Here is a 25219-nt window from a genome sequence, read left to right as displayed (position 1 = left end):
TCAGGCAAACAAAAAAATCAACTCCGGCTTTCACTGGAAAAGCATGGTTATTTTCGCAGTTTATGCAGAGTAGTACTTCCCACAGGCATCGATTTCTTCTGATTTTGTTCCAGCATTCCCGCTGACTGCGTAAGTTTACAGGTTATGTAACGCAAATAAACATAAGCCTGAGTGAAGCACATTATATTAGATGATATTTCCTGTATTGTTATCAGGGATAATACGATCATTGTTATGTTTTTGTGCGTATCTGGAGTTGTTTGTGAGTGTTGGTCTAAAGAAAAAGGCCTGTATTTCTACAGGCCTTCCGTCTGAGATCAACGCACGATTATATAATTCAGTGTGCTGACTGGCTCAGGTTCAAAGGAGCAATCATGTTTTCTGGCTTGAGAATTTCCTTCAGCTGTTCTTCAGTCAGAAGACCTTCTTCAAGTACCAGGTCAACTACACGACGACCACTCTTCAGAGCCGTTTTCGCGATACGGCTGGAGTTTTCGTAGCCCAGGTATGGGTTCAGTGCGGTTACCAGACCAACACTGTTGTCTACATAGCTCTGGCAAACATCACGGTTTGCAGTAATGCCCTTGATGCACTTCTCGGTCAGCATGTTCATACCGCTGGCCAGTTGCTGGATAGACTCAAGAATTTTGTAAACCAGAACCGGCTCAGCGTAGTTCAGCTGGAGTTGAGCGGCTTCAGAAGCCAGAGTTACGACAAGATCGTTACCAATTACGTGGAAAGCGATCTGGTTCATGGCCTCAGGAATAACCGGGTTTACCTTGCCAGGCATGATAGAAGAACCAGGCTGCATTTCTGGCAGGTTAATCTCATTGAAGCCACACAGCGGGCCACTGGAGAGCAGGCGCAGGTCGTTACTGATCTTGGACAGCTTAACGGCGAGACGCTTCAGGGCACTGGAGAAAATAACGAAAGCACCCATGTCTGAAGTGGCTTCGACCAGGTCGCCGGCAAGAATCATTTCCTGACCAGAGATTTCAGACAGGTATTTAACGGCCAGTGGCGCATAGCGGCTGTCAGCCGTGATGCCGGTACCGATTGCCGTACCACCAAGGTTAACTTCGCGCAGCAGGGCCGCCATTTCGCTGATACGTTGAACGTCTTCACCGATGGTGGTGCTGAATGCACGGAATTCCTGACCCAGAGTCATAGGAACAGCGTCCTGCAGCTGGGTACGACCCATCTTCAGAATGTCCTTGAACTCATTGGCTTTTACGTCCAGAGCATTTTTCAGGGTCTTGATGGCTACCAGCAGCGTCTTGTGCTTGAGCACCATGGCCAGACGCATAGCGGTTGGGTATACGTCGTTAGTAGACTGTGCCATGTTGACGTGAGTGTTCGGGTGCAGGTACTGGTACTCACCACGACGGTGTCCCATCAACTCAAGGGCACGGTTACAGATGACTTCGTTGGCATTCATGTTGGTGGAGGTACCAGCGCCACCCTGAATCATGTCAACAACAAACTGGTCGTGCAGGCGGCCATCGATAATCTCATCACAGGCATCAGCAATCGCTTCTGCTTTCTGCTCGTCCAGCATGCCCAGATCACGGTTTGCCAGTGCGCAGGCTTTCTTTACCATGGCCAGGGCACGTGGCAGGTTGGCATAGTGATTCAGCTGAACGCCACTGATCTGGAAGTTTTCTACGGCACGCTGGGTCTGGATGCCATAGTAAACACTTTCCGGAACTGGAGCTTCACCCAGCAGGTCATGTTCAATTCGGTATTGGGTAAGATCGGTCATTATCTGTGCCTTACTTGCGCACTGGAGGAAAATCATCAGCCTGCATGGGATAAGCCTTTTTAGCTTGGTAAAAGCAGGCTGGCTGGGTTTAGTCTGTGCCTGTCCATAATTATCAGCAATAAGTGGTACTACCTAACTGAACAAAAGTTATCAAAAAAAGATAAAAGGCATGATCTGTATCAATTTTGATCAGTTTTCGCATCTATCACGGATTGATTTAAGGCTGAGGGTTATATCGCTGATTATTGGCACTTAGGTTAGTTCAACTTGCTCTGTGCCCTGCTGCGCAAGGAGTTATAGTGAATGTTTTGATGTTGTTAGGGGTTAGTAAGGTGTTTTTCCGAGGTAATAATTGATGGATTTTCAGTTCCTTGCAAACTTGAGCATGTATGAACAGTAGTGTTTGGATAGTTTGACGCGGGTCTGGCGTGGACTTTGTTTTTTTCTGCTGGCAGTGGGGGCTTGTGTACCTCACTCAGCGTCTCCAGCGCTGAGTGTTATTCAATAGTTTTTTACCAACCTGCAGGTGAACCACTTTAACGGTTGCGGCTGTCAGCATGATCAGAACGGCCATTGCTGCCGCCGGGCCATTCTGGCCAGCATCTTCCATATTCATCACCGCTACGGATGCCGGCATGATGTCCGATGAATACAGGAACACGACAGCGGATGTGGTGGTCATGGCATTAACAAAAAGATAGATGCCAATATCCAGCAACGCAGGCAGACATACTGGCAGTGAAACTTTGAAAAAGGCCCTGTATTGCGGAATCTTAAGCGATGCTGCTACCGCTTCAATTTCATTAGGAAGCTTTTTCAGGGCTGATAGGGCCGTGAGATGACCCACGGTGAAGTAATGAGCAACGGTATTCAGAACCAGTAACGCCATGGTTCCATAGAACATTCCCAGCGGGTTCTCTGGCTGATTAAAGAAAAAGATATATCCCAGACCCAGTACCATTCCGGGGATCGCCACAGGCAGCATGGTCATGACCTGAATCAGCCATTTGATGGAGGCTGCCATTTTGACTTTTTCCACGCAGTAGGCCGTTATAAAAATGACCAGCGTCCCCACTATTGCTGTGCCTGTGGCGAGCTTTAATGAATTGAAAAATGGTACCCAACCCTGGGCACTGAAATTTTCAAATCGATAGTTCTGCAGGGAAAGCTCGAGATTCCAGGGCCAGAATGTCACCAGAGAGCCATATACGGCCATGGCAATAATCGACAGTATGGCCATGATCATCAGGCTGCAGATCACCAGAAATAACCGGTCGCGAATCGGGCTGGGTTCAGGCTGATAAGCGACAGAACGGGAGCCAAAGAGTTCTTTCTGCCTCTTTTGAACTCTGCGGTCAACCAGAAAAGCGATGATCGCCGGCAGTAACAGCAGCACGCTGATTACGGCACCCATGGCAAAGTTCTGCTGCCCCACCACCTGCTTATAGATATCCGTGGCCAGAACATTGTATTGGCCGCCAATCACCTTGGGGACACCAAAGTCCGTGACTACCAGGGTAAAGACAACCGCAGTTGTGCTGATCAGGCCAAATTTGGCTGCCGGTAATGTGACCGTCAGAAAAGTCCGCAGTGCTGAAGATTTCATGACTCTGGCGGATTCATAGAGTCTGGCGTCGGAGGTAGATAATGCGGTGTTCAGTATCAACAGTGCATGGGGAAAGGTCCAGAATACCAGACCAATAACAATACCGAGGATGCCGTAAACCGAATGTCCCATCAGTAAGTCTCTGGCAACGCCCTGATTGCCAAAGAGGTAGATCATGCTGATCGCCGGTAGCAGCGATGGTGCCAGAATGGGTAGCATACCCAGAACCTTGAAGGCTGTTTTGCAGGGCATGCAGGTTCGGGTCAGGCCATAGGCGAATAGAAACGCCAGAGTGACCACAATACCCGTAACCACAAAGCCGATCGTCAGGGTATTGGAAATGGACTGGGTCAGGGCATGAGTGCCCAGGTATTCTGCAAAGTTGCCGATGCCGACAAAACGGCCCTGGCTATCCTGAACACTTCGGGCCAGCATTGCCATCAGTGGTAGCAGAAGTGTTACCAGCAGATAGAGAGAGACTCCGGTAATGCAGAGCGCAGAAACCAGCTTGCCAGTGTTGAAAACAGGACGCCTCTGGCTGGTTTCTCTGTATAGCGGTCTATTGGCAGTGGTAGAAAGATCCATGATCAGCATTCCTTACTCTGCGGGAAAAACATGAATATGCTGTTCCTGGATGACCAGTCGGGATTCGCAGCCAGGGTGCAGGCTGAGGTTGGCCAGTTGATGAACCGGAACATCCACTTTTATGGCGGAGGTTGATGTCCAGCCCAGTGGGTTGCAGCTTGCCCTGACGAAAGTCCCTTGAAACTCCATTGTTTCAACCTGTACTGGTAACTCGGTAATTCCCTCACCGAATGTCAGATTCTCCGGGCGGATACCCAGTAAAACTTTGCCACTGCGGGAAGGCTGCGGGGCAAGTGCCAGTGGTTGATTTGCCAGCATGGTCTGATTCTGAGGGTTTACTTCTGCTTCCATAAAGTTCATGGCGCCGACGAACTCTGCGACAAAGCGAGAGGCTGGGTTTTGATAGATCTCTCTGGGTGTACCAACCTGTTCAATATGGCCGTGATTCATCACCACAATTCGGTCGGCCATCGCCATGGCTTCTTCCTGGTCGTGAGTGACCATAATGGTGGTGATTCCCAGTCGCTTCTGCAGTGAACGAATGGTTTCTCTCAACTTGACTCGAACCCTGGCGTCCAGAGCTGACAGTGGTTCATCCAGCAGCAGTAATCCGGGCGATAACGCCAGAGCACGGGCCAGGGCCACCCTTTGCTGCTGTCCACCGGAAAGCTGACAGGGAAATTTATCCCCCGCATCCGACAGTCCAATGGTCTCAAGCCATTTGGCTACTGTCGTTTGAACCTTTTCCCGTGAAAGTCCCTGGTTTTGAAGGCCAAAACCAATATTGTCGAAAACCGTCAGGTTGGGGAACAGGGCATAGGTTTGAAAGACAATACCAAAGTCCCTTTTTTCAGGTGGGAACTTTGTGCAATTAACACCACTTTGCCAGATCTCCCCCTGATCACTGCTCTCCAATCCTGCGATCAGCCTAAGGAGAGTGGTTTTTCCACAGCCTGAGGGGCCGAGAAAACAGATAAACTCCCCCTGTTCAATATTCAGCGAAATATCATCAAGCGCTGTGAATGCCCCAAAGGATTTGGATAAATGTTGGATGGATAGAAAGGATTGCATAATTGCAGGAACTCTCAATAAGGAAGTGGTTGCTTCAGACTGCAGAAATACCGAGCCACAGTTGTTTATACCAATCGAACTTTCTAACTCCCTATTGCGCTGAAGATTTGAGCCTTAACCCTGCGTTGGCGATCGTCGCCGTAGCTTAGGTTATGACTCCTCACGCCGCCTTGTCTTAAGGCTCAAATCTTCATGCTCATCACGGGAGTTAGAAAGCACGTTTGGTATCATTCTATGGACTGGAATTTTGCAGAATTCAGGTTCATGATTTGGGTTCGGATTTCTGGTCAAAACGTTCTGACCACTCTTTGAGAACCTGCTTGCGACCTGAAGCCATGGCCCCGAAATCCATGCTGACCATGGCACTTTCGACATCCGGGTAATTGGCCACTGGTTTATGAACTTCTTTATGACCTACCACGGCATAAGCCTCTGCGTACTGCTCGTTGGCTTTGGCCGTTAAGCTCCAGTTCACCAGTGTTCTTGCTGCTTTTTCTCTGGCAGTGCCCTTTACCATACCGACGGACTCAACGTCCCAGCCAATGCCGCCTTCCGGCATGATCAGATCAAGTGGAGCACCTTTGGTTTTTAACTGGGCTCCGCGGATTGCCTGGGAAATCCCGATGGCCACTTCACCCATGGCTGCCTGGACACAGGGTTTAGAGCCGGAGTGGGTGTAGTGGGCAATGTTATTGTCCAGTCCTGACATGTAGGTCCAGCCTTCCTCTTCACCCATGCTTTGCAGCCAGGCGGAAACCTGCATATAACCGGTGCCGGAGGAAGCGGGGTTTGGCATGGCGATCTGCCCCTTGTATACCGGATTTAACAGATCCTGCCAGGATTCTGGTTTTGGAAGGTTGTTGGCTTTGGCAACGGCTTCGTTGTAGCAAACGACATTGAAAAAGGCCTGATTACCAAACCAGGCTTTACCGGCTTCCGGGTCAACCAGCTCAGCTTTGATTTCGTTCAAACCGGCAGGTGTATAGGTGGCGAGCACGCCTTCCTGTTTCAGGAGCGCCATGCTTGAGCCCGCCAGTCCCCACACAACATCGGCACGACTGTTACTTTTTTCTGCCAGCAGTTTTGCGGTCATCACTCCGGTGGAGTCTCTTACCCACTTGATGCGGATATCAGGATGATCCGCTTCGAAGGCTTCTTTGTATCTGGTCAGCAGGTCTGATTCAAAAGCGGTATAAACTGTGAGCTCTTCCTGTGCAGCATAAAGACCCGTGCTGATCAGGGAAGTGAGTGTCAGTGCCAGGGGCGTCCGTGCGGATAAAAGGCGTTGCTTTTTCATGGTCAATGATCCTCAAGACCGGTGGAGTGAGTATCTGGTACAGACCAGATTCGTTAATGAGGATCGTAGAAAAAATAAATGACGATAGTATGACCGATTTTTTGCAGAAATATGAAAATTGTCAGCCAGTCTCAGCTGTGATGACAATGGCATCATGCCGCCAGTATTCAAAGTCGCAATCGATAACCAGACCTTCAGAGTTCTGGTTCACCCTCGTAACCAGCAGACCGGAGCTTCCTGTGGTCACTTTCAGGTGGTGGGCTGAGTCGCCGTGAAGACCTACCGGATAGAGTTGAAAGCGGACCCGGTGATAAGACGTGCTGTAGTGTTCCCGGTAAACATCGGACAGTGATCGTTCAAGGTTGTGCTCAAGCAACCCGGGAAAGTACTCCGGAATGATGTAGTTTTCGACGTATACCACGACTCGATTGTCGACTGAACGAAGGCGTTGCAGACGATAAACCGGAGTCAGCGGCTGTAACCCCAGCAATCTCTGCACGCCTGCTGTTGCTGGCACCAGCGATGCGCTTAATAACCGGGTTGCAGGTGAGCGCCCCTGGTCGGTAACCATGGTGTGAAAATTGGCATTTCTGGTTGGGTCATAGACCAGTCGTTGCGGTGCTACAAACCAGCCCCGGCGGTCTTCTCGATAAACCAGGCCATCCGCTTCCAGCGAGGCGAGCGCTTCCCTGAGAGTCACCCGGGTGGTGCCAAACCGCTCACTGAGCATTCGCTCTGAGGGCAGTTTGGAACCTGCCTTAAGTCCTCCATGTTCAATTTGATCGCACAGTGCCATTCGAATCAGTTGATACTGGGTTCTTCCATGGTCCATATTCATGGCTAATGAATTACCTTTATAAAAGGGAAGGCAAACAGTGTTTCCTGTATCGGAAAGCGCAAAGGTGACTATTGTGCAATGAGCGTTGTCTGCCACGAGAGGAGGGAATTTTGCGGGCAGGCTACCTGAAGTACAAGATAGCCCGCTATTTCAGAGGCTATTTTCCAGATGTTGGTCGCCAATCAGCAGAGCTTCATCAATGCCATCAACAACCCAGTCCAGCTCCTCTCGTGTAACGACCAGGGGAGGGACGACCCAGACACCAAACTTGTCACCGGGTACATAGATATTCTTTTCATGAAATAGAAATTCAGCAATGTCTTTTACGACGGTCTTTGTATACTTTTCAGTGTGTTTTCTCAGTGGTTCCCGGGTTTCCCGGTTGGCTACCAGCTCAAGGGTCCAAAACAGACCCAAACCTCGAACATCTCCCACACAGGGGTGTTTCTCTTTGAGTTCATGTAGTCGCTGTCCAAGGTAGTCGCCAAGTTCACGGGTTTTTTCCAGCAGGTTCTCTTCGTGTAACACCCGGATGCTCTCAAGAGCACCGGCGGCGGCAAGAGCATGACCCGAGAAGCTCTGGCCATGTCCGAAAATCTGGTCGTCAAATGAGCGGCTGATTTTTTCAGAGAAAATGGTCGCAGCGATCGGCGCATAAACCCCGAGCGCTTTGCCCATCACGATAATATCCGGCTCAATCCCATAGTGTTCAAACGCAAAGAAGCGGCCAGTGCGACCCATGCCGGTCATGGTTTCATCCACGATCAGCAGAATTTGCCACTTGTCGCAGAGCTCCCTGAGTTTCTGCATATAGCCCGGAGGGGGAGGAATAATGCCGTTGCTGCCAACCACGGTTTCAACCAGCATGGCGGCCACTTTATTCGAACCACCTTCCTGCTCAATCAGGTAATTCAGGTAGGCTATATTTCGATCGACACCTTCTGAACCCTCACCAAACAGGTTGCGGTAATTGTCGGCGTCAGGGGCAAACACGACGCCTGGCATCGCCAGGGGTTCCATAAACCAGCGTCTGGGATCTCCGGAGACAGAAGCAGCACCAGCTGTTGAACCATGCCAGGAGCGATAGCGGGAGATGATCTTGTAAGGGAACGGGTACTGCACAGGGGCATCCACATTCTGTTGTGAACCACCCATGACTTCATTGTACTTATACATTCGCGCGGCTTTGATCGCCGCCTCCACAGCGGCCGCACCGCTCTGGCTGAAATAGACTTTCCGGTCGGAGCTGCCCGGTGCCAGTTCTGCCAGTGTTCTGGCCAGCTCTGCGGTAGGCTCTGTAGCAAAGTCGTCGGTCACATAAACGACCTTACCCATCTGCTCCTGCATGGCTTTCATGACTCTGGGATGGCGAAAGCCAAGATTGATGCACTCATGGGCGCTTCTTAAATCAAAAATACGACGACCATCGGTTGTTTCGATCCAGCATCCATCTGTCTGCTGAACCGGAAGAGGGCGATACTCCTTCTGGCGACCCCAGCATTGCATAAAATGACGTTGTTGAATGTCTGCAAATGACTCCATCCTGTTTTCCCCTGATACTTGCGGTAATGGTATAGACCATTAATTCAGATAAACATGACAGTTTCGTTAAAGGCTCTTGATGGTATTTAAAAGCGAGTATTGCTAGGGCCTATTGATTCAGTGCTTTATGAACTTTTTATGAAGGTTGATGCTGTCGTATTTACAACCTCTTTGAGAGCCCTCATGATTTTAAATATTGGTATAGACCAGTTTTAAAGTGTGAGGACAAGGCATGACTGCCACTGAAAACCCTTATCTGCTATTGACCCCGGGGCCTTTATCCACTTCACGTACTGTACGTGAGTCAATGCTCAGGGATTGGTGTACCTGGGATGACGACTATAACCGTGACGTTGTTGAACGTGTGCGGGACAAGCTGGTTTCGTTGGCGACTACAGAGGCTGGTTATACAGCCGTTTTGATGCAGGGCAGCGGTACGGCTTCTGTGGAAGCCACCATTGGCACGATCATTGGTAATCAGGATCGCCTGCTGGTGATTGATAACGGCGTGTATGGCGCGCGGATGGCTGAAATAGCCCGATACCTGAATATTGATGTTCAGGTCTTGAGTTATCGAGAAACAGAGCTTCCAGCAGTAGACGATATTGACCGGGCTTTGCAGACAGATTCCGGAATTACTCATGTAGCGATGGTTCACTGTGAAACCACGACGGGTATGTTGAATCCGCTGGAAGCGGTTGCTGGTGTTGTTAAAAAACATAACCGGTTACTCATCATTGATGCCATGAGCAGCTTTGGCGGCATTCCACTGGATATGGGTATGTTGGGTATTGACTACCTGATCAGTTCAGCGAACAAGTGCATTCAGGGTGTTCCCGGTTTCGGTCTGGTGATTGCTCGTGAACATTTGCTGGCGAAATGCGCTCATCAGGCCCGCTCTCTATCCCTTGATCTTTATGCTCAGTGGCGCTGTATGGAAGACCATGACGGCAAGTGGCGTTTTACTTCACCGACTCATACGGTCAGAGCCTTCTACCAGGCGCTGGAGGAGTTGCGTCAGGAAGGTGGGGTAGCTGTCCGTTATCAGCGATACCAGAATAATCAGAAACTGCTGGTTCAGGGGATGGAGGAACTGGGCTTTGAGTGCCTGTTACCCCATGAAATGCATTCCCCTTTTATTACCTCTTTTCGATCGCCACAGCATCCTGAATATCAATTTGACCGTTTCTATCAGTTGCTCAAACAGCAGGGCTTTGTGATCTATCCAGGCAAAGTGTCGGATGCTGATTGTTTCCGGATTGGCAATATCGGTGAAGTGTATGCTCAGGATATTGCTGCACTGGTTCAGGCCATTGCCAGCAGCGTGTACTGGGAGCAGTAATGGCTATGGTTGAATCACTGAACAGTGAAGGTGATATCAATAGCACTGAAGAACGCGTCCGCTGGCAGGCAGCGCTTGACCATCAGGAAACCCAGAAGTTACTGGATGAAGATGCCCGTTACTTTCTCCATCAGTCCATGTCGACCCCCTGTCTGGATGTGCTGACCCGGGCAGAAGGGATTTATATAGAGGATATCCGTGGCAGGCGTTATATGGATTTCCATGGCAATAATGTTCACCAGTTGGGTTACGGGCACCCAGTCGTGGTGAAACGTGTCCGGGATCAACTGGATACGCTGCCTTTTTCACCAAGACGCTTTACTAACCCGGTCGCTATTGAGTGTGCCCGAAAATTGGCAAGCCTTTGTCCGGACGATTTGAGTCGTGTTCTGTTTGCTCCGGGCGGAACATCGGTCATCGGGATGGCATTGAAACTGGCCAGGCAGGTGACCGGCAACCATAAAGTGGTTTCCCTCTGGGACTCTTTTCATGGCGCGTCGCTGGATGCCATTGTGTGGGGGGGGAGGCTTGCTTTCGAACGGGTATGGGGCCGTTAACGCCGGGTGTAGAACGTATTCCACCTCCGGTCAGTTATCGGGGAGTGTGGCCAGGGGAGGATGGTTCTGATGTCCATTATGCTGACTATCTGGAATACGTTATCGAGAAAGAAGGCGGAATCGGCGCCTTTATTGCCGAAACGGTCCGCAATACCGATGTGCAGGTTCCCAGTCAGGCGTATTGGCAGCGGATCAGGGAGATTTGTGACCGTCACAATGTATTACTGATCATTGATGAAATACCCAATGGAATGGGCAGAAGCGGTGAGTGGTTCACCTTTCAGCACTACGGCATTACTCCGGATATTCTGTGTATTGGCAAAGGGCTTGGTGGCGGTATTGTGCCTATGGCAGCGATGATAACCAGAGATCGCTTTAATATCGCATCGTCTATTTCTCTCGGGCATTACACCCATGAAAAAAGCCCCGTTGGCTGTGCGGCTGCCCTGGCCACCATAGAGGTGATCGAGCAGGAAAACCTGCTTCAGAAAGTGAAGGCGGATGACGCTTTCCTGAGGGATCGTTTGGGGGCGATGAAAGCCAGGTATCCCATCATCGGAGATGTCAGAGGTATTGGCCTCTTATGGGGTATTGAACTGGTGACTTGTACTGAGAAAAAGACCAGAGCTACCGCAGAAGCTGAAAAGGTGCTCTATCGATGCCTTGAAGGTGGGCTCAGTTTTAAGGTTTCTCAGGGCAATGTACTGCAGTTGAGTCCGCCATTGACGATTGAGCGTCAGGACCTGGTACGAGCACTGAATATTATTGAACAGGCAATTTCGGACATTGAGGTATAGATCATGGATGTAAAAAAAAGCGTCGAAGCGGTGATTCTTGATTGGGCGGGTACTGTCGTGGATTTTGGCTCCTGGGCGCCCACGTCCATTTTTGTTGAAGCGTTCAAACAGGCTTATGATTTTGATGTTTCACTGGCAGAAGCTCGTGTTCCTATGGGGCTTGGAAAGTGGGACCACATAAAAACTCTGGGCGCGCTGCCAGAGGTCAGCAAGCGGTGGCAGCACCGTTTTGGGCGGTCAATGTCAGATGCTGATGTGGATGATATATACAGAACTTTCATGCCGCTGCAGAAAGCGAAAGTGGCCGAATTCTCAGACCCTGTTCCCGGGGCACTGGAAACGATTGCGCTGCTGCGTAAAGAAGGGATTAAAATTGGTTCCTGCTCAGGTTACCCAAGAGAGGTGATAGATATTCTGATGCCTGCTGCTGCAGAGAAAGGCTACTCTCCGGATGCTGTGATTGCCAGCGATGATTTACAGGCTGGTGCCCGGCCCGGTCCCTGGATGGCGCTTCAGAATGTGATTGAACTGGGTATTCATGGCGTTAACCACTGTGTCAAAGTGGATGATTCCGCTCCGGGCATCAGTGAAGGGCTGAATGCCGGCATGTGGACGGTGGGGCTGGCATTGTCGGGCAATGAGGCTGGAATGACGCTTGAAGAGTATCTGAGCGCTTCCAGTGGCTATAAGGCCGAAAAGAGGGCCTTGGCTACCGATAAGCTGGTGACAGCAGGTGCTCACTATGTAGTGGATACCATTACGGACTTACCAGACGTTATCAGCGATATTAATTCGCGTCTGATGCGTGGAGAAAAGCCCTGATTTGTGGGTGTTGGTATTGTATTCTCTGAGAGCCTGTTTTTCAGGCTCTTAATTTTTTAAATGCGCTGAACTGTCCTCGAAAATATAAAAACTGGCGCTAATACTGCGTGAAAGTGGTCAGTTTTTAATAGTTTACCCTTCTTTATGTTAGTCCCATTGGACGATGATTCCTCTTCCCTCAATGGCTTTAATCAGTGGCAATGACAGTAAGGCCATGCTGTCGGGAAATCTCTACTGCTGAAAAAGCGATGAACTGGATTTTCTGAAAGCACAGTATGCCTTCGTGTAAACGCCTTGAGTCGAAAGTGCCGCATTGTTTAACGCAGTGTTCAGCTAGGAGGCTATCCGAGAATAGCGCCCGTAGCGAGGATGGCAGAGAATTGAGGATTAAAAATCCATTTTGTGAGGTGAATAGTGGTTCTATTTGCCGAACAAAAAGGATTTTCTAGACCAATTTGCTGCCACCGCCGTAGGGCAGTCTATTTTCGGATAGCCTCCTGGGCACTCTCATAATAAGAAGATACAGAGGAACAGGTGTTATGGATATTCGCGGACTTGGCTATGTCACCGCAGAGTCAACTGATCTGGATCAGTGGCGCCAGTATGGAACCCAGGTATTGGGAATGATGCTGACTGAGGATTCTGATGACAATACGCTGTATCTGAAAATGGATGACCGTAACTATCGAATTCTTGTGGAAAAGTCTGATCAGGATCGTTATGGCGTCAGTGGCTGGGAAGTTTCAGGCCCTGAAGCTTTCCTGGAAGCCATTAGTGATCTGGAGAAAGCCGATGTGCAGGTGGTTCACGGTACTTCGGAAGAAGCCAAAGCCCGAAAGGTGCAGGAGCTGATTAAATTTTCTGATCCAGATGGTAATCGTCACGAAATTTTCTGGGGACCACAACAGGACTTTGCCCGCTTTATTTCTCCTGTGGGTGTCAAAGCGTTTGTTTCTGACGGTCTGGGTCTTGGGCATACCGTGCTGCCGACACCGGCTTTTGACAAGAGTCGTTCTTTTTATACCGATGTGCTCGGTTTTGGCCTCTCTGATCTGATGACCGTCCGCTTTACCGATGACCCAAATGAGCCGGAAAAGCGCCTGCACTTCATGCACTGTAATAATGGACGTCACCATTCTCTGGCGATTTTTGAAGCTCCGGTCCCCTCTGGCTGTGTACATATGATGCTGGAAGTCTGTGATATGGACGAAGTGGGTCGGGCATTGGACCGCATGGTTGCAAACGGCGTGAAGCTAACAGCCACGCTCGGTCGTCATACCAATGATGAAATGACCTCTTTCTACATGAAGACGCCTTCCGGCTTCGACATGGAATATGGCTGTGGTGGCCGTGTTATGGACTGGGACAAGCACACAGCCTTTGAAAGCACTGTGGTTAGCCATTGGGGGCATGACTTCAGCGTAGGCTTTAAATAAGAGATTTATTCGCCGCCCGCTGCCAGCTTCCCGCTGCCCGTAAAAGCAATCTTTTTTATCTTTTTCGGGTGGCGGGAAGCGGATGGCGGGAAGCGTCAGACAAAAAAAGGGTGTACTTCATGGACAAACGCATGACCGCTGCAGACATTGTTGCTGAACTGCAGGACGGTATGACCATCGGAATCGGGGGCTGGGGCCCACGACGTAAGCCAATGGCACTGATTCGTGAGATTCTTCGTTCAGATCTAAAAGATTTGACAATCGTCGCCTATGGCGGTGCAGACGTGGGTATGCTCTGTGCTGCGGGTAAAGTGAAGAAGGTTGTCTTTGCGTTCGTTTCTCTCGACTTCATTCCGCTCGAGCCCTACTTCCGTCAGGCTCGCCAAAAGGGTGAGATTGAAGTCATGGAAATTGATGAAGGGATGATGCTGCTTGGCCTGAGGGCTGCTGCCTGGGGATGCCCTTACATTCCTACCCGTATCGGATTGGGTACCGATGTCGTTCGTGTCAACCCAGAAATCAAGGTGATTGACAGTCCTTATGATGAAAAAGAGTGGGTTGCCATGCCTGCCCTGAAACTGGATGTCTCTCTGCTGCACGCCGACCGTGCTGATGAACGTGGCGTATGTCAGATCAAGGGCTCTGATCATTACATGGACGACTGGTTTGCGCGAGCGGCACAGAAGACCTTTGTAACCTGTGATGAGCTGGTCGATGCGGATTACTTCAATAATCCGGAAGAGTCTCGCTACGTATTCTGGGAACGCTCCATGACCAGTGGTGTATGCCTGCAGCCGGGTGGCGCTCATCCAACGTCGTGTGCACCACTGTATGGTTTTGATGTTCCCCACTTCAAGGAATACAACGCTTCAGCAAAAGAGGGCGGTTTCGAGGCCTATTTTGAGAAGTTTATTCAAAACAGCAGTGAAGAAGAGTACCAGACCAAAGTCGGTGGTCTGGAAGCGATCAAGCAACTGCCGTTGCCGGTTTATTGATTAAGGTGGAGTGTACATTATGACTAATCCGGTCAATGCAGATCTTTTAAAAGAAAGCCCGGCTGCTGCAGATTATTCTCTTGCTGAATTGATGATCTGTGCAGGGGCAGAAGCCTTTCGGAATGATGGAGAAGTACTGGCCACAGGCATCGGTTTGATCCCCCGTCTGGCTGCCAGTCTGGCTATGAAAACCTTTAATCCTGATCTGATGATGACTGACTCAGAGGCCTGGTTGCTTTCTGAACCAAATCCGGTTGGGAATCGTGAAGAGGGTTTCGTCCAGAAGAATGAAACCTGGATGGGGTTCTCCCGAATTTTTGACAATGTCTGGAGCAGCAAGCGCCATGCAATGGTCGGCCCTACCCAGATTGACCGCTATGGTCAGGCCAACATTTCCGCACTGGGTGGCACCTATGAGCAACCAAAAGTACAGATGCTGGGCGTTCGTGGATTTCCCGGTAACTCCATCAGTCACGCCAATAGCTTCTTTGTACCCAGTCACAATAAACGTGTCTTTGTAGAGGGCGAATGTGACGTAGTGGCGTCCATTGGTTACAACCCACAAAGGCTGCCTAAAGGCTACTCACTGGATGACATTGATATACGACTGGTGATTACAGATCTCTGCGTGATGGACTGGAATGGTCCGGATCATCAGCTTCGTCTGGTTAGTACCCATCCTGGTGTCTCAGTAGAACAGGTTCTGGAAAATACCGGCTTTGAAGTCATTGTTGATGGAGACATTCCGGTGACTGCAGCGCCTACCCAGGCGCAGCTTGACGTTATCAGGCAGCTTGACCCACACAACCTCAGGGCCAGACAGCTCAAGGACAATCCACCCGGAGATCGTCGTCAGTAAAGCGTACTTCGCTCTTCATTGGGTGGGGTATTAAACGGTAGTGGGAAAGAATAAGAAGTATAAGAGGAAGCCAGGCGATGACAGATATCAATTCCGAAGAAACCAGCAGCCAGGATGTCGTTCTGTACGAAGTTCGTGATGGTGTAGCCATTGTCACCATGAACCGTCCTGAATATAACAATGCCCAGAACTCAAAGATGACCTATGCGCTGGATGCGGCTTTTAAGCGCGCCAGTGATGATGACGACGTTAAGGTGATTGTTCTGGCCGGTGCTGGCAAGCACTTTTCTGCCGGTCATGATATCGGTACTCCCGGTCGGGACGTGGATAAGACATTTGATCGTGCCAGCCTCTGGTATGACCACACCAATAAGCCCGGTGGTGAATTTCTCTATGCCCGTGAGCACGAAGTGTATCTGGGAATGTGCCGTCGCTGGCGGGAAATTCCCAAGCCAACCATTGCCATGGTTCAGGGAGCCTGCATTGCAGGTGGCCTGATGCTGGCCTGGGTCTGTGACCTGATTGTTGCCTCTGATGACTCTTTTTATGCAGACCCTGTTGTTCGAATGGGCATTCCCGGCGTTGAGTATTTTGCTCATGTACATGAACTGAATCCGAGAATTGCCAAAGAGTTCCTCTTTCTTGGAGAGCGGATGCCTGCAGAGCGGGCTTATCAGATGGGAATGCTTAACAGGGTAGTCAGTCGGGAAGAGCTGAAAGAGGAAACTCTCGCGATTGCCGGCCGTATTGCCAAAATGCCTCGTCTGGGACTTCAGCTCACCAAGCAGGCTGTGAACAATGCGGAAGACCTGATGGGCAAGCGTACGACCATGGACATGGTATTCGGTCTTCATCACTTCGCTCACTCCCACAATGACCTGGTTTCCGGTGATCGTCTGGCAGGGTTTGACGGCAAATCCATGGCGGCATCCCAGCGGGAAACGTCAAAAGATAAAAAGAAGGCGGAGGCATAATGGAGACCCGTCTGACGAAATTACTTGGCTGCCAGTATCCGGTTATACAGACTGCCATGGGCTGGGTCGCAGACCCAAAACTGGTGGCTGCAACCTGTAATGCGGGTGGTTTTGGTTTTCTGGCCGGCGCCACGATTCCTCCAGAAGAAATGGAGGCAGCCATTCTTGAAACCCGAAAGCTGACGGACAAGCCTTTTGGTGTGAACTTTCATATGTATCAGGCCAATGCAGCTGAGATTGTCGACATGGTGGTGCGTCATGGCATCAGAGCTGTCAGCTACAGCCGTTCGCCCGGTAAGAAAATGGTGGCTCAGCTAAAGGATGCAGGTGTCGTCTGTATTCCGACCGTTGGGGCACTCAAGCATGCCATCAAAGCGGTAGAGATGGGCGCTGATGCGGTCACGGTTCAGGGTGGTGAAGGTGGTGGTCACACTGGATCGGTACCGACCTCCATTCTGTTACCCCAGGTGGTTGATGCGCTGGATGTACCGGTTGTTGCGGCGGGTGGCTTTAAGGATGGAAAAGGCTTGATCTCAGCCCTTGCCTACGGGGCTGAAGGCATTGCCATGGGAACCCGCTTTTTGATGACCAAAGACAGTCCTGTGCCGGCAGCTACGCTCGATCGTTATGTAAAAACCAGCAACCCGGGCAGCATTATTGTCAGTAAGGCGATTGATGGTATGCCTCAGCGAATGATTACCAATGAATTCCTGGCTGAGCTGGAAAAGGCTGGAGCTCTGAAAAAATTGATTCTGGCGATCAGAAATGGTCTGGCTTTCAGAAAATACACGGGTATGTCCGTGGTCAGCCTGTTGAAAACGGCCCTGCAAATGAGAGGGGAAGGCCAGATGACCGCAGCGCAGACCATTATGGCGGCCAATGCGCCAATGGTGATTCAGAAGGCCATGGTGGATGGGCGGCCAAGTGAAGGTGTGTTGCCGGCTGGGCAGGTAGCTGGAGCTATTGACAGTCTGCTGAGTTGTGAAGAGCTGATTCAGGAAATCATGCAGGAAGCCCGGCAGCAAATGGCCAGGCTGAACAGTCTGGAAAAAGCTAAGGCTGTTGAGCCAGCGTAAAGCGCTTCAGCGTAGGTCGGCTCTCAGTCTGGAGCCGACAAGTGATTGCAGTCTATATCGTCGGCTCCCGTCAGGAACCGGCCTACATTGAGATAAGAATAATGAGCAAACCATTTTATGTATCCATCGAGCAGGGGGTTGCAGAACTCATTTTTGATCACCCGCCTGTCAATGCATTCACCAGTCAGGGCTGGGCTGATATTGCGGCTGAGATAGAAGCGCTGGGCAAAAACGACGAAGTGCGTGCGATTATCATCGGTGCCAAAGGTCGGGGCTTTTGTGCCGGTGTTGATATTAAAGAGCTGGCAGAAGATGGAAGCCTGATCGTTAAAGTGAACAAGGGTAACTATGACACCTTTGAAGTGATCCATTTGAATCCCAAACCGGTCATTGTGGCGGTACATGGCTTTGTTCTTGGTGGTGGTATCGGTATCTCCGGCGCGGCTGACATCATTGTTGCTTCAGAGTGTGCACGCTTTGGTGTACCGGAAGTCGACCGTGGAGCCATGGGTGGTGGTGCCCATTTGCAGAGAATGTTCCCGGTTCAGAAAGTCCGTTACATGTATTTTACCGGTGACATGATTGATGCCCAGGAAGCGTATCGACTTGGGGCTGTGGAGCGGGTTGTCCCAAAAGATCAGCTGTTGGATACCGCTCGTGAAATAGCGACCAAGATTGCGGCCAAAAGTCCAAAAATGATCAAGCTGGCAAAAGAAGCGCTGACCGGTATTGAAGATGGCAGCCTTGAAGCGAAATATCGCTGGGAACAGGGTTTTACTCTGGAGGCTTATACCTCTCCGGACTCTCAGGAGGCCAGAGACTCATTTGTTGAAAAACGAGATGCATCGTTCTCGTCAAAAGACGCAAACGCTAAGGAAGCCACGGAGGCGTAATATGGATCTTAGTTATACCGACAGTCAAAACGCCTTCCGTGAGGAAGTGCGCAACTGGCTGGCTCAAAATGTACCTGCGCAGCCTTTGCAATCCTTTGATACGGAAGAAGGCTTTCGTCAGCACCGTGAGTGGGAAGCCCAGCTGAATGATGGGCGCTGGGGCATGGTGACCTGGCCAGAAGCTCTAGGAGGCCGTGGCTGTGACCTGATTGAGTGGCTGATTTTTGAAGAGGAGTATTACCGTTCCGGCGCACCGGCGAGGGTTAATCAAAACGGTATCTTCCTTCTTGGCCCTACGTTGATGGAGTTTGGTACCGAAGAGCAGAAGGCTCGCTTCCTGCCAAAGATGGCTACTGGTGAAGAGGTTTGGGCCCAGGGCTGGTCTGAGCCCGGTGCAGGCTCAGATATGGCGGCCATTCGCTCAAAGGCCGAGCGGGTAGGCGACCATTATGTCATTAATGGCCAGAAAACCTGGTCGACCCGGGCTGTTTGGGCAGACTGGACCTTCGGTATTTTTCGTACCGATCCTGAATCCAGTCGTCACAAAGGGCTGACTTTTATTCTTGTGCCTCTGGACGCAGAAGGCGTCACTGTACGCCCAATTCCACAGCTGGATGGCTTGCCAGGGTTTGCTGAAATCTTCTTTGACAACGTTAAAGTTCCGGTGGAAAACGTTTTGGGTGGTGAAGGCATGGGTTGGCATGTAGCCATGTCCACTGCCGGTTTTGAGCGTGGCCTTATGCTTCGTTCTCCTGCCCGTTTCCAGGAAACGGCCCGTCGTCTGGTTGAACTTTACAAGGCTAACCGTGACGTTGTAGATATTGATCCTGCTGTTGGCGATGCGGTGATGAAAGCCTGGATGGACGCTGAAGCTTATACCCTGAATACCTACATGACCGCATCCCGGTTGGTACAGGGTGGAAAGATTGGCCCTGAGTCATCAACTAATAAGATTTTCTGGTCAGAACTGGATCAGAAAATGCATGAAACCGCCATGAGTATTCTGGGGGCACGGGCCGAACTCTGGCCTCATGCCCCAGCCGCAGGCGAGGTGGGCAAATGGCTGGATGGTTTCCTGTTTTCACAGGCCGGCCCGATTTATGCCGGTACCAACGAAATTCAACGTAATATCATTGCCGAGCGTATGCTGGGCATGCCCAGAGCGTGAGGGTGCAGCAATGAATTTTACTTTTACTGAAGATCAACTGATGTTTCACGACAGTGTGAAGTCATTTTTGACTAATGAAGTCACACCGGAAAAAATTCGTGAGCTCTGGGAAAGCGATACTGGTCGATCCAGTGAGTTATGGACTCAGCTGGCTGAACTCGGCCTGACCGCGATGACCGTGCCTGAGGCTTTTGGTGGCCTTGGCATGAATGAACTGGACTTTGTACTGCTGGCTGAAGAGTGCGGTTATACCGCTTTGCCAGAAGCCCTTGTTGAAACGGTGATGGTTGCAGTTCCACTAATAAGTAGCCTGGGCGATGAACAGGCTGAGTTTAAAGAGACCTGGTTGAGCCGAATTGCTACTGGCGAGGCTCGTGTCGCTGTTGGCCATCCTGATAATCCTCTGGTTCCCGATGCTCATGTAGCGGATCTTCTGATTCTTGCCAATGGTGATGAAGTACATGCGCTACCTAAGGCACAAGTTCAGCTGACAGAAAATCCATCCGTTGACCCTAGTCGTAAGCTGTTCACTGTTGAGTGGACACCGTCTGCTGAAACTCTTATTTCAGGAGCTGGGATTGCTGATGGCACCGCCGGAAAACAGTTATGGCAGGATGCCTTGGATCGTGGCGCACTGGCGGTTGCTGCACAGCAGTTGGGACTGGCCAGAAAAATGGTGGATCTGTCCGTTGATTACACCTTTGAGCGCAAACAGTTTGGCAAGCCCATTGGTTCATTTCAGGCAGTGAAGCATCTGATGTCCAACGTGGCAGTGCAGATTGAGTTTGCCAAGTCACCCCTCTATAAAGCAGCTTACTCGGTTGCTTATGGCTTAAACAGCCGCGCTAAAGACGTATCTCATGCCCGCCTGGTGACCACCGATGCAGCCATGCTCGGGGCGAAAAATGGTATCCAGTCTCATGGTGCCATGGGGTATACCTGGGAAGTCGATCTGCAAATCTTTATGAAGCGGGCCTGGTCTCTGGCTTCTTCTTATGGAACGCAGGGCTTTCACAAGCAGCGTATTAAGCATTTTATTCTGGCTGATGATGTTCAGCTGGGTGCTGGAAGTACTTTCGTATAGGCTCTGAGGGGGATAAGAATAATGCCAGAAGCGTATATTGTTGATGCTGTCCGCTCTCCAACGGGGCGGCGTAAAGGTGGACTGGCTCATGTGCACGGAGCTGATCTTGGCGCTCATGTGTTAAAAGCCATCGTCGAGCGTAACGGTATTCCAGATAATGAATACGACGATGTTATTTTTGGTTGTGTAGACACCATTGGTCCACTGGCGGGTGATATAGCCCGGACAGCCTGGCTGGCTGCGGGTCTTTCTGAAGAGGTTCCCGGAACCACCATTGACCGTCAGTGTGGTTCCTCACAGCAGGCGGTTCATTTTGCTGCTCAGGCCATTATGAGTGGAACGCAGGATGTGGTGATTGCCGGTGGTGTTCAGACCATGACCCAGATTCCCATCTCCTCAGCGATGATGGCAGCGGAACCCCTGGGATTTACTGACCCTTTCTCAGGATCAAAAGGCTGGGTTGAACGCTATGGCGCTGAGCCGCCCACGCAGTTCAAGTCTGCACAGATGATTGCTGACCATTGGGGTTTTTCAAGGGAAGATCTGGAGCGTTACTCTCTGGAGTCCCATCGACGAGCACTTCAGGCGATTGAAGAGCAGCGCTTCAGTCGAGAGATTGTACCGATGGAGGGTGTTTCTGTTGATGAAACGCCTCGACAGTCAACCCTGGAAAAAATGGCTGAGCTGGATTACCTGTTTGGTTGTGAAAAAGTCACTGCCGGTGTTTCGAGCCAGACCTGTGATGGTTCTTCTGCCGTTCTGATTGTCTCAGAAGCAGCCCTGAAGAAATATAATCTGACACCTAGAGCTCGAATTCATCATATGAGTGTTCGTGCCGCTGATCCGATCTGGATGCTGACAGCCCCAATTCCTGCAACTGAGTATGCATTGAAAAAGGCGGGCATGACGCTGGACCAGATTGATCTGGTGGAAATCAATGAAGCCTTTGCCTCTGTTGCCATGGCGTGGTTGAAAGAGACAGGCTATGACCATCAGAAAACAAACGTCAATGGTGGTGCAATTGCCCTTGGGCATCCTCTTGGCGCGACTGGTACCAAGCTTATGACTACATTGCTGCATGAACTGGAACGTACTGGTGGTCGCTTCGGACTGCAAACCATGTGCGAAGGCGGTGGTCAGGCCAATGTCACTATTATTGAACGACTGTAAAAGAATAATAACAGGGGATTAAATGATGGCCATTTGTGAAAACCGTGTTGTGATTGTTACCGGTGCCGGTGGTGGACTGGGCAGGGCCTATGCACTGGGTTTTGCTGCTGAAGGCGCCAGGGTGATTGTTAATGATATTAATGAGAAAGCGGCATCGGATGTCGTAGAGACCATTAAAGAAGCTGGTGGCGACGCTGTGGTTAATACCAATGACATCACCGACTATGAAGAGTCTGCCCTGATTGTGAAGCAGGCCATCGATGCGTTTGGTGATCTGCATGTGGTTGTGAATAATGCCGGAATCTGTCGTGACCGCATGTTTGCCAGTCTGTCAGAATCCGACTGGGATGCCGTGATGGCGGTTCATCTGAAGGGACATTTCTGTATTGCCAGTCATGCGGTTAAATACTGGCGTGAGCAGTCTAAAGGCGGTAAAGCCGTCAGTGCCCGTATCATTAACACCAGCTCCGGTGCTGGTCTTCAGGGTTCCATTGGCCAGTCAAACTACGCTGCGGCAAAAGGTGGTATTGCTTCGCTGACGCTGGTTCAGGCGGCTGAGCTGGCCCGTTACGGTATTACTGCAAATGGTCTGGCTCCGGCTGCACGCACTGGCATGACTGAGGACGTTTTTGCTGATGTGATGAAAAAGCCTGAAGATGGCTTCGACTTCTTTGCTCCGGAAAATGTGGCTCCTCTGGTAGTCTGGCTGGGCTCAGAACAGAGTGCCAATGTGACCGGTAAGCTCTTTGAAGTGGAAGGTGGCAAGATCTCGATTGCTGATGGCTGGCGTCGTGGCCCGGAGAAAGACAAGGGAGCACGCTGGGAACCATCAGAAGTTGGCAGTGCAGTTGCCGAGCTGGTGGCTGAAGCTGTGCCTGCCCAGAAGGTATACGGTACCTGACAGTGGATGAGCCTGTATTCAGCAGGCATCATCAAATGCAGGCAGTTCCGATGTGCAGTTGTGGCACAGGGAGTATTAGGCTGTCTGCAATCATTCTTAACACTATGGACAGTACTATGAAAATACTATCTTCCTTTGCGTTAGGCGTTACCCTTTCTTTGATGGCTGGTGCTGCTTCAGCAATTGGCGGGATTCCCTCATCGGTTTGTTATGTGGAAGGCAAGATGGTATCGACCAATATGCCGGTCAATATCTGTCAGTCGGTATTGAAGGGTGATCCACAGAAAAATAGATCCTTCAAACGCTGATTTTTATCGTACGGGCTGGTTGTGATATTGAGTTAGTCCATGTAAGACGGATTCTCTAGCTACTATGCCTTACATTATCGCTAAAGTGTTTTTGCTTGTTTATTGAACTGGATACTTATATCTATTCCAGTATGCATACAGGCGTTGTTTGTAAGGTATTATATTTTTAGGCGCAGATAATAAAATTGACAACTGTCTGTATTTATCATGAAAGCAGCTTACCTTTGAGATCATACCGATCATCATAAATACTTTCTTTTAATGCAGAAAATAGCTGTTGGCTCACAACCTCGACTTTTGTGTTAAAAGTAGGACTCCTTTTATGTTTTTCTCTCTCTGGATTGAGCCTTTTTGACAGGTCACGTAGAGACTTGCTGCTATCTGAGTCTTTCTCCTTGTCAAGAACATGGGCTAACGATCTTAAAAACGCAGATACATGCAAAGCAGTTTCACTACCGGTGGTAATATTTAGATTGATGATTGCCGTTGAAAGATCCATAAAATTTCGAGCCTTGGTTTTTTGTTTCCACTGACTCAGTAGTGGCTGGATACCTTTATAGTCATAAAGGCACTGTGATAACCCATGGAAAAAACACTGTCTAGCCTTCTCAAGGTTATCAGTCAGGTAGAAGGTCCACCCGGCACTGTGCTGTAACCATGAATCTTTTGGATATGCTTTAATGGCCTGGCAAGCTTGCTGTTGAGCTTCCTTTTTGCGCTTTTTTCCCGAAAACAAACTGAGATCATTATTTATATCCTGAAGATCTTGAAAATGACTCCAGGCACTTTTGACAGTAACATCACCGCCGGACCTTCTTCTATTTGCCGAACCCATGACAGGAGTTATTACTTTGGTGAGAGGGGCTTGTTGACTTTCACCAATACAGATTACCCCTGTAGGGCTGTGTGAAACATTCGCGGTTGCAGGCTTGTATTTGGTCAGCTGGTCTACTTCCTGGAGTTTGGCTGGGGGGAAACCCAGGGTTGTATGGCAATGCGGCCTTTTTTTCTTTTTCCTGTTTTTGGGTCTTACTGATGCTTGAGTTTGAGTAGGGTCTTCGCCAAGAAAAATGAGCAGCTGATCTATATCTTCAGGAACTTCATGAATTCGGGAGGAGGGCAATGACTGTGAAGGTAACACTCTCGCTTGTCCTACAGTTGGAGAAAGCTGATTTTCATAAGATTTTTTTAATGTCAGGATCCAAAATGCCTTTCGCTCAAAGTACTGTACCTTTATGGGGATATTAGCCTTCTGAAAGAAAGCCACAGCTTGAAGGCACACTTCATGCATTTGGTCATATTGAGCACACTGTTCCAGGCAATGAAGAAGGGGGTCATAAACCGGAACTTCCTGAGGGAGTTCATTCAACATTATCTCATACAGAGTAATAGCTTCCTGCCAGTCCTTCCGAGTTTCAGAAAGGTTGGCCAGAGCGGATACCTTCAATAAATTTGCCTGGTCTTCACAGGTTGTCGCCTGAAAGATCTCGTATGCCTCCAAAATATCGTTGAGCTCATTAGGCGAACAGCCATCATTGATCGCCCGACATGACAACAGATACAGAGCACTGAGGCAACGAGGTAAGTACGGTTCATTGTCAGGGAACGGAGAGTCCTGGTTATTAACCAGATAATGGTGATAGTTCCGAATTCTCTGTAGTACTTCACTAATGACATAGACTTCATTTAAGAGTAATGAGTGGCATAGTTGATCGATTTTATTAAATTCAGGATTGCCTTCTTCACTGATATGATTGAGCAAAAGATGCTTTAAACGACCTCCCTGATATTGATCAGTCATCAGGTTGTATTGCTTCATGAGCTGCTGAACAACGGTTTTAGGGTCCAAAATAAGCAGATCCAGCTGTCGACCAATGAGATTATCAAGAAACAGCTGACTTATTGCCGCTAAACAGACGGAATTCGTAAACACTGTCCTGTCAAAAACATTCAGACTGCAGCTGTTTTTTGGGACATTCAAGTGGTGGACCATTTCTAACAGAATACTGGGGAATGTAATTTAAATTGTGTAAACGCTTGTCGTTAATACTCCAAAATGGAGAATAACAATGAGCGTTGAAATCAACGAAAAACTGGTAGATCAAATAGCCAGTCAGATTAAAACTCAGGATGATC

20 protein-coding genes and 1 pseudogene are annotated in these 25219 nt (G+C 49.8%); 14 read left to right on the top strand and 7 right to left on the bottom strand.

Annotated features, from left to right (window positions below):
- Positions 1-337 precede the first annotated feature (337 nt).
- The 6 genes from aspA to AK963_RS07530 all read right to left on the bottom strand — a co-directional run bounded on the left by aspA (position 338) and on the right by AK963_RS07530 (position 8701).
- Positions 338-1762 (bottom strand): aspartate ammonia-lyase, encoded by a 1425-nt coding sequence (gene aspA, locus AK963_RS07555; protein WP_066014845.1) that lies wholly within the window; start codon positions 1760-1762, stop codon positions 338-340.
- A 475-nt stretch (positions 1763-2237) separates the two neighbouring features.
- Positions 2238-3953: a putative 2-aminoethylphosphonate ABC transporter permease subunit gene (locus AK963_RS07550; protein WP_238593664.1), complete on the bottom strand. Its 1716-nt coding sequence runs from the start codon at positions 3951-3953 to the stop codon at positions 2238-2240.
- A gap of 12 nt (positions 3954-3965) precedes the next feature.
- On the bottom strand, positions 3966-5024 hold the full coding sequence (locus AK963_RS07545) for a putative 2-aminoethylphosphonate ABC transporter ATP-binding protein (protein ID WP_066014843.1): 1059 nt from the start codon (positions 5022-5024) through the stop codon (positions 3966-3968).
- A gap of 262 nt (positions 5025-5286) precedes the next feature.
- Positions 5287-6321, bottom strand: coding sequence for a putative 2-aminoethylphosphonate ABC transporter substrate-binding protein (locus AK963_RS07540; protein WP_066014842.1), 1035 nt, complete (start codon positions 6319-6321; stop codon positions 5287-5289).
- Positions 6322-6442: 121 nt separating this feature from the next.
- Positions 6443-7159, bottom strand: a complete 717-nt coding sequence (locus AK963_RS07535; protein ID WP_083232527.1) for a UTRA domain-containing protein — start codon at positions 7157-7159, stop codon at positions 6443-6445.
- Between the two features lie 150 nt (positions 7160-7309).
- Complete coding sequence (locus AK963_RS07530; RefSeq protein WP_066014841.1) at positions 7310-8701, bottom strand: aminotransferase family protein; 1392 nt, start codon at positions 8699-8701, stop codon at positions 7310-7312.
- A gap of 232 nt (positions 8702-8933) precedes the next feature.
- Here AK963_RS07530 and phnW point away from each other — a divergent pair, with 232 nt between their 5' ends.
- The 14 genes and pseudogenes from phnW to AK963_RS07460 all read left to right on the top strand — a co-directional run bounded on the left by phnW (position 8934) and on the right by AK963_RS07460 (position 23083).
- A complete protein-coding gene (gene phnW / locus AK963_RS07525) occupies positions 8934-10043 on the top strand; it encodes a 2-aminoethylphosphonate--pyruvate transaminase (protein ID WP_066014840.1) in 1110 nt (369 codons plus the stop codon).
- A pseudogene (locus tag AK963_RS36835) lies at positions 10043-11397 on the top strand (aspartate aminotransferase family protein). The gene phnW and the pseudogene AK963_RS36835 overlap by 1 nt, the downstream one beginning before the upstream one ends.
- Positions 11398-11400: 3 nt before the next feature.
- Positions 11401-12219 carry a phosphonoacetaldehyde hydrolase gene (gene phnX / locus AK963_RS07515; RefSeq protein ID WP_066014839.1) on the top strand — a complete coding sequence of 273 codons (819 nt, stop codon included), beginning with the start codon at positions 11401-11403 and terminating at the stop codon, positions 12217-12219.
- 539 nt (positions 12220-12758) lie between these two features.
- Positions 12759-13655: a VOC family protein gene (locus AK963_RS07510; RefSeq protein ID WP_066014838.1), complete on the top strand. Its 897-nt coding sequence runs from the start codon at positions 12759-12761 to the stop codon at positions 13653-13655.
- A gap of 119 nt (positions 13656-13774) precedes the next feature.
- Positions 13775-14650, top strand: a complete 876-nt coding sequence (locus tag AK963_RS07505) for a CoA transferase subunit A (protein WP_066014837.1) — start codon at positions 13775-13777, stop codon at positions 14648-14650.
- Positions 14651-14669: 19 nt separating this feature from the next.
- Positions 14670-15509 (top strand): CoA-transferase subunit beta, encoded by an 840-nt coding sequence (locus AK963_RS07500; protein WP_066014836.1) that lies wholly within the window; start codon positions 14670-14672, stop codon positions 15507-15509.
- A gap of 77 nt (positions 15510-15586) precedes the next feature.
- Positions 15587-16483 (top strand): enoyl-CoA hydratase, encoded by an 897-nt coding sequence (locus AK963_RS07495; RefSeq protein ID WP_066014835.1) that lies wholly within the window; start codon positions 15587-15589, stop codon positions 16481-16483.
- Positions 16483-17559: an NAD(P)H-dependent flavin oxidoreductase gene (locus AK963_RS07490; protein ID WP_066014834.1), complete on the top strand. Its 1077-nt coding sequence runs from the start codon at positions 16483-16485 to the stop codon at positions 17557-17559. The genes AK963_RS07495 and AK963_RS07490 overlap by 1 nt, the downstream gene beginning before the upstream one ends.
- Before the next feature lie 41 nt (positions 17560-17600).
- The gene (locus AK963_RS07485; RefSeq protein ID WP_202969739.1) at positions 17601-18452 is read left to right on the top strand and encodes an enoyl-CoA hydratase family protein; all 852 of its coding nucleotides are present in this window, start codon (positions 17601-17603) and stop codon (positions 18450-18452) included.
- Position 18453: 1 nt separating this feature from the next.
- Positions 18454-19620 carry an acyl-CoA dehydrogenase gene (locus AK963_RS07480; RefSeq protein WP_066014833.1) on the top strand — a complete coding sequence of 389 codons (1167 nt, stop codon included), beginning with the start codon at positions 18454-18456 and terminating at the stop codon, positions 19618-19620.
- 10 nt (positions 19621-19630) lie between these two features.
- Positions 19631-20704 carry an acyl-CoA dehydrogenase family protein gene (locus AK963_RS07475; protein ID WP_066014832.1) on the top strand — a complete coding sequence of 358 codons (1074 nt, stop codon included), beginning with the start codon at positions 19631-19633 and terminating at the stop codon, positions 20702-20704.
- Between the two features lie 21 nt (positions 20705-20725).
- Positions 20726-21874 (top strand): acetyl-CoA C-acetyltransferase, encoded by a 1149-nt coding sequence (locus AK963_RS07470; protein ID WP_066014831.1) that lies wholly within the window; start codon positions 20726-20728, stop codon positions 21872-21874.
- 22 nt (positions 21875-21896) lie between these two features.
- Positions 21897-22775 (top strand): SDR family oxidoreductase, encoded by an 879-nt coding sequence (locus AK963_RS07465; protein ID WP_202969738.1) that lies wholly within the window; start codon positions 21897-21899, stop codon positions 22773-22775.
- 116 nt (positions 22776-22891) lie between these two features.
- On the top strand, positions 22892-23083 hold the full coding sequence (locus tag AK963_RS07460) for a hypothetical protein (RefSeq protein WP_139117296.1): 192 nt from the start codon (positions 22892-22894) through the stop codon (positions 23081-23083).
- 205 nt (positions 23084-23288) lie between these two features.
- Here AK963_RS07460 and AK963_RS07455 read toward each other — a convergent pair whose 3' ends face one another.
- A complete protein-coding gene (locus tag AK963_RS07455) occupies positions 23289-24902 on the bottom strand; it encodes a tetratricopeptide repeat protein (protein ID WP_139117295.1) in 1614 nt (537 codons plus the stop codon).
- Between the last annotated feature and the right edge of the window lie 317 nt (positions 24903-25219).

Source organism: Endozoicomonas atrinae (genome assembly GCF_001647025.1).
Lineage (GTDB): Bacteria > Pseudomonadota > Gammaproteobacteria > Pseudomonadales > Endozoicomonadaceae > Endozoicomonas > Endozoicomonas atrinae.
The sequence above is the reverse complement of the archived record's forward strand: the minus strand, read 5'-3'. Positions and strand labels throughout refer to the sequence as shown.

Bases quoted from the DNA above. Each gene is read 5' to 3' on its own strand.
- AK963_RS07470 (WP_066014831.1), top strand. From the start codon at position 20,726: ATGCCAGAAGCGTATATTGTTGATGCTGTCCGCTCTCCAACGGGGCGG.
- AK963_RS07510 (WP_066014838.1), top strand. From the start codon at position 12,759: ATGGATATTCGCGGACTTGGCTATGTCACCGCAGAGTCAACTGATCTG.
- AK963_RS07505 (WP_066014837.1), top strand. From the start codon at position 13,775: ATGGACAAACGCATGACCGCTGCAGACATTGTTGCTGAACTGCAGGAC.
- AK963_RS07495 (WP_066014835.1), top strand. From the start codon at position 15,587: ATGACAGATATCAATTCCGAAGAAACCAGCAGCCAGGATGTCGTTCTG.
- AK963_RS07540 (WP_066014842.1), bottom strand. From the start codon at position 6,321: ATGAAAAAGCAACGCCTTTTATCCGCACGGACGCCCCTGGCACTGACA.
- AK963_RS07460 (WP_139117296.1), top strand. From the start codon at position 22,892: ATGAAAATACTATCTTCCTTTGCGTTAGGCGTTACCCTTTCTTTGATG.
- AK963_RS07535 (WP_083232527.1), bottom strand. From the start codon at position 7,159: ATGAATATGGACCATGGAAGAACCCAGTATCAACTGATTCGAATGGCA.
- AK963_RS07530 (WP_066014841.1), bottom strand. From the start codon at position 8,701: ATGGAGTCATTTGCAGACATTCAACAACGTCATTTTATGCAATGCTGG.
- AK963_RS07545 (WP_066014843.1), bottom strand. From the start codon at position 5,024: ATGCAATCCTTTCTATCCATCCAACATTTATCCAAATCCTTTGGGGCA.
- AK963_RS07490 (WP_066014834.1), top strand. From the start codon at position 16,483: ATGGAGACCCGTCTGACGAAATTACTTGGCTGCCAGTATCCGGTTATA.
- phnW (WP_066014840.1), top strand. From the start codon at position 8,934: ATGACTGCCACTGAAAACCCTTATCTGCTATTGACCCCGGGGCCTTTA.
- AK963_RS07465 (WP_202969738.1), top strand. From the start codon at position 21,897: ATGATGGCCATTTGTGAAAACCGTGTTGTGATTGTTACCGGTGCCGGT.
- phnX (WP_066014839.1), top strand. From the start codon at position 11,401: ATGGATGTAAAAAAAAGCGTCGAAGCGGTGATTCTTGATTGGGCGGGT.
- aspA (WP_066014845.1), bottom strand. From the start codon at position 1,762: ATGACCGATCTTACCCAATACCGAATTGAACATGACCTGCTGGGTGAA.
- AK963_RS07480 (WP_066014833.1), top strand. From the start codon at position 18,454: ATGGATCTTAGTTATACCGACAGTCAAAACGCCTTCCGTGAGGAAGTG.
- AK963_RS07475 (WP_066014832.1), top strand. From the start codon at position 19,631: ATGAATTTTACTTTTACTGAAGATCAACTGATGTTTCACGACAGTGTG.
- AK963_RS07550 (WP_238593664.1), bottom strand. From the start codon at position 3,953: ATGGATCTTTCTACCACTGCCAATAGACCGCTATACAGAGAAACCAGC.
- AK963_RS07455 (WP_139117295.1), bottom strand. From the start codon at position 24,902: ATGAAGCAATACAACCTGATGACTGATCAATATCAGGGAGGTCGTTTA.
- AK963_RS07500 (WP_066014836.1), top strand. From the start codon at position 14,670: ATGACTAATCCGGTCAATGCAGATCTTTTAAAAGAAAGCCCGGCTGCT.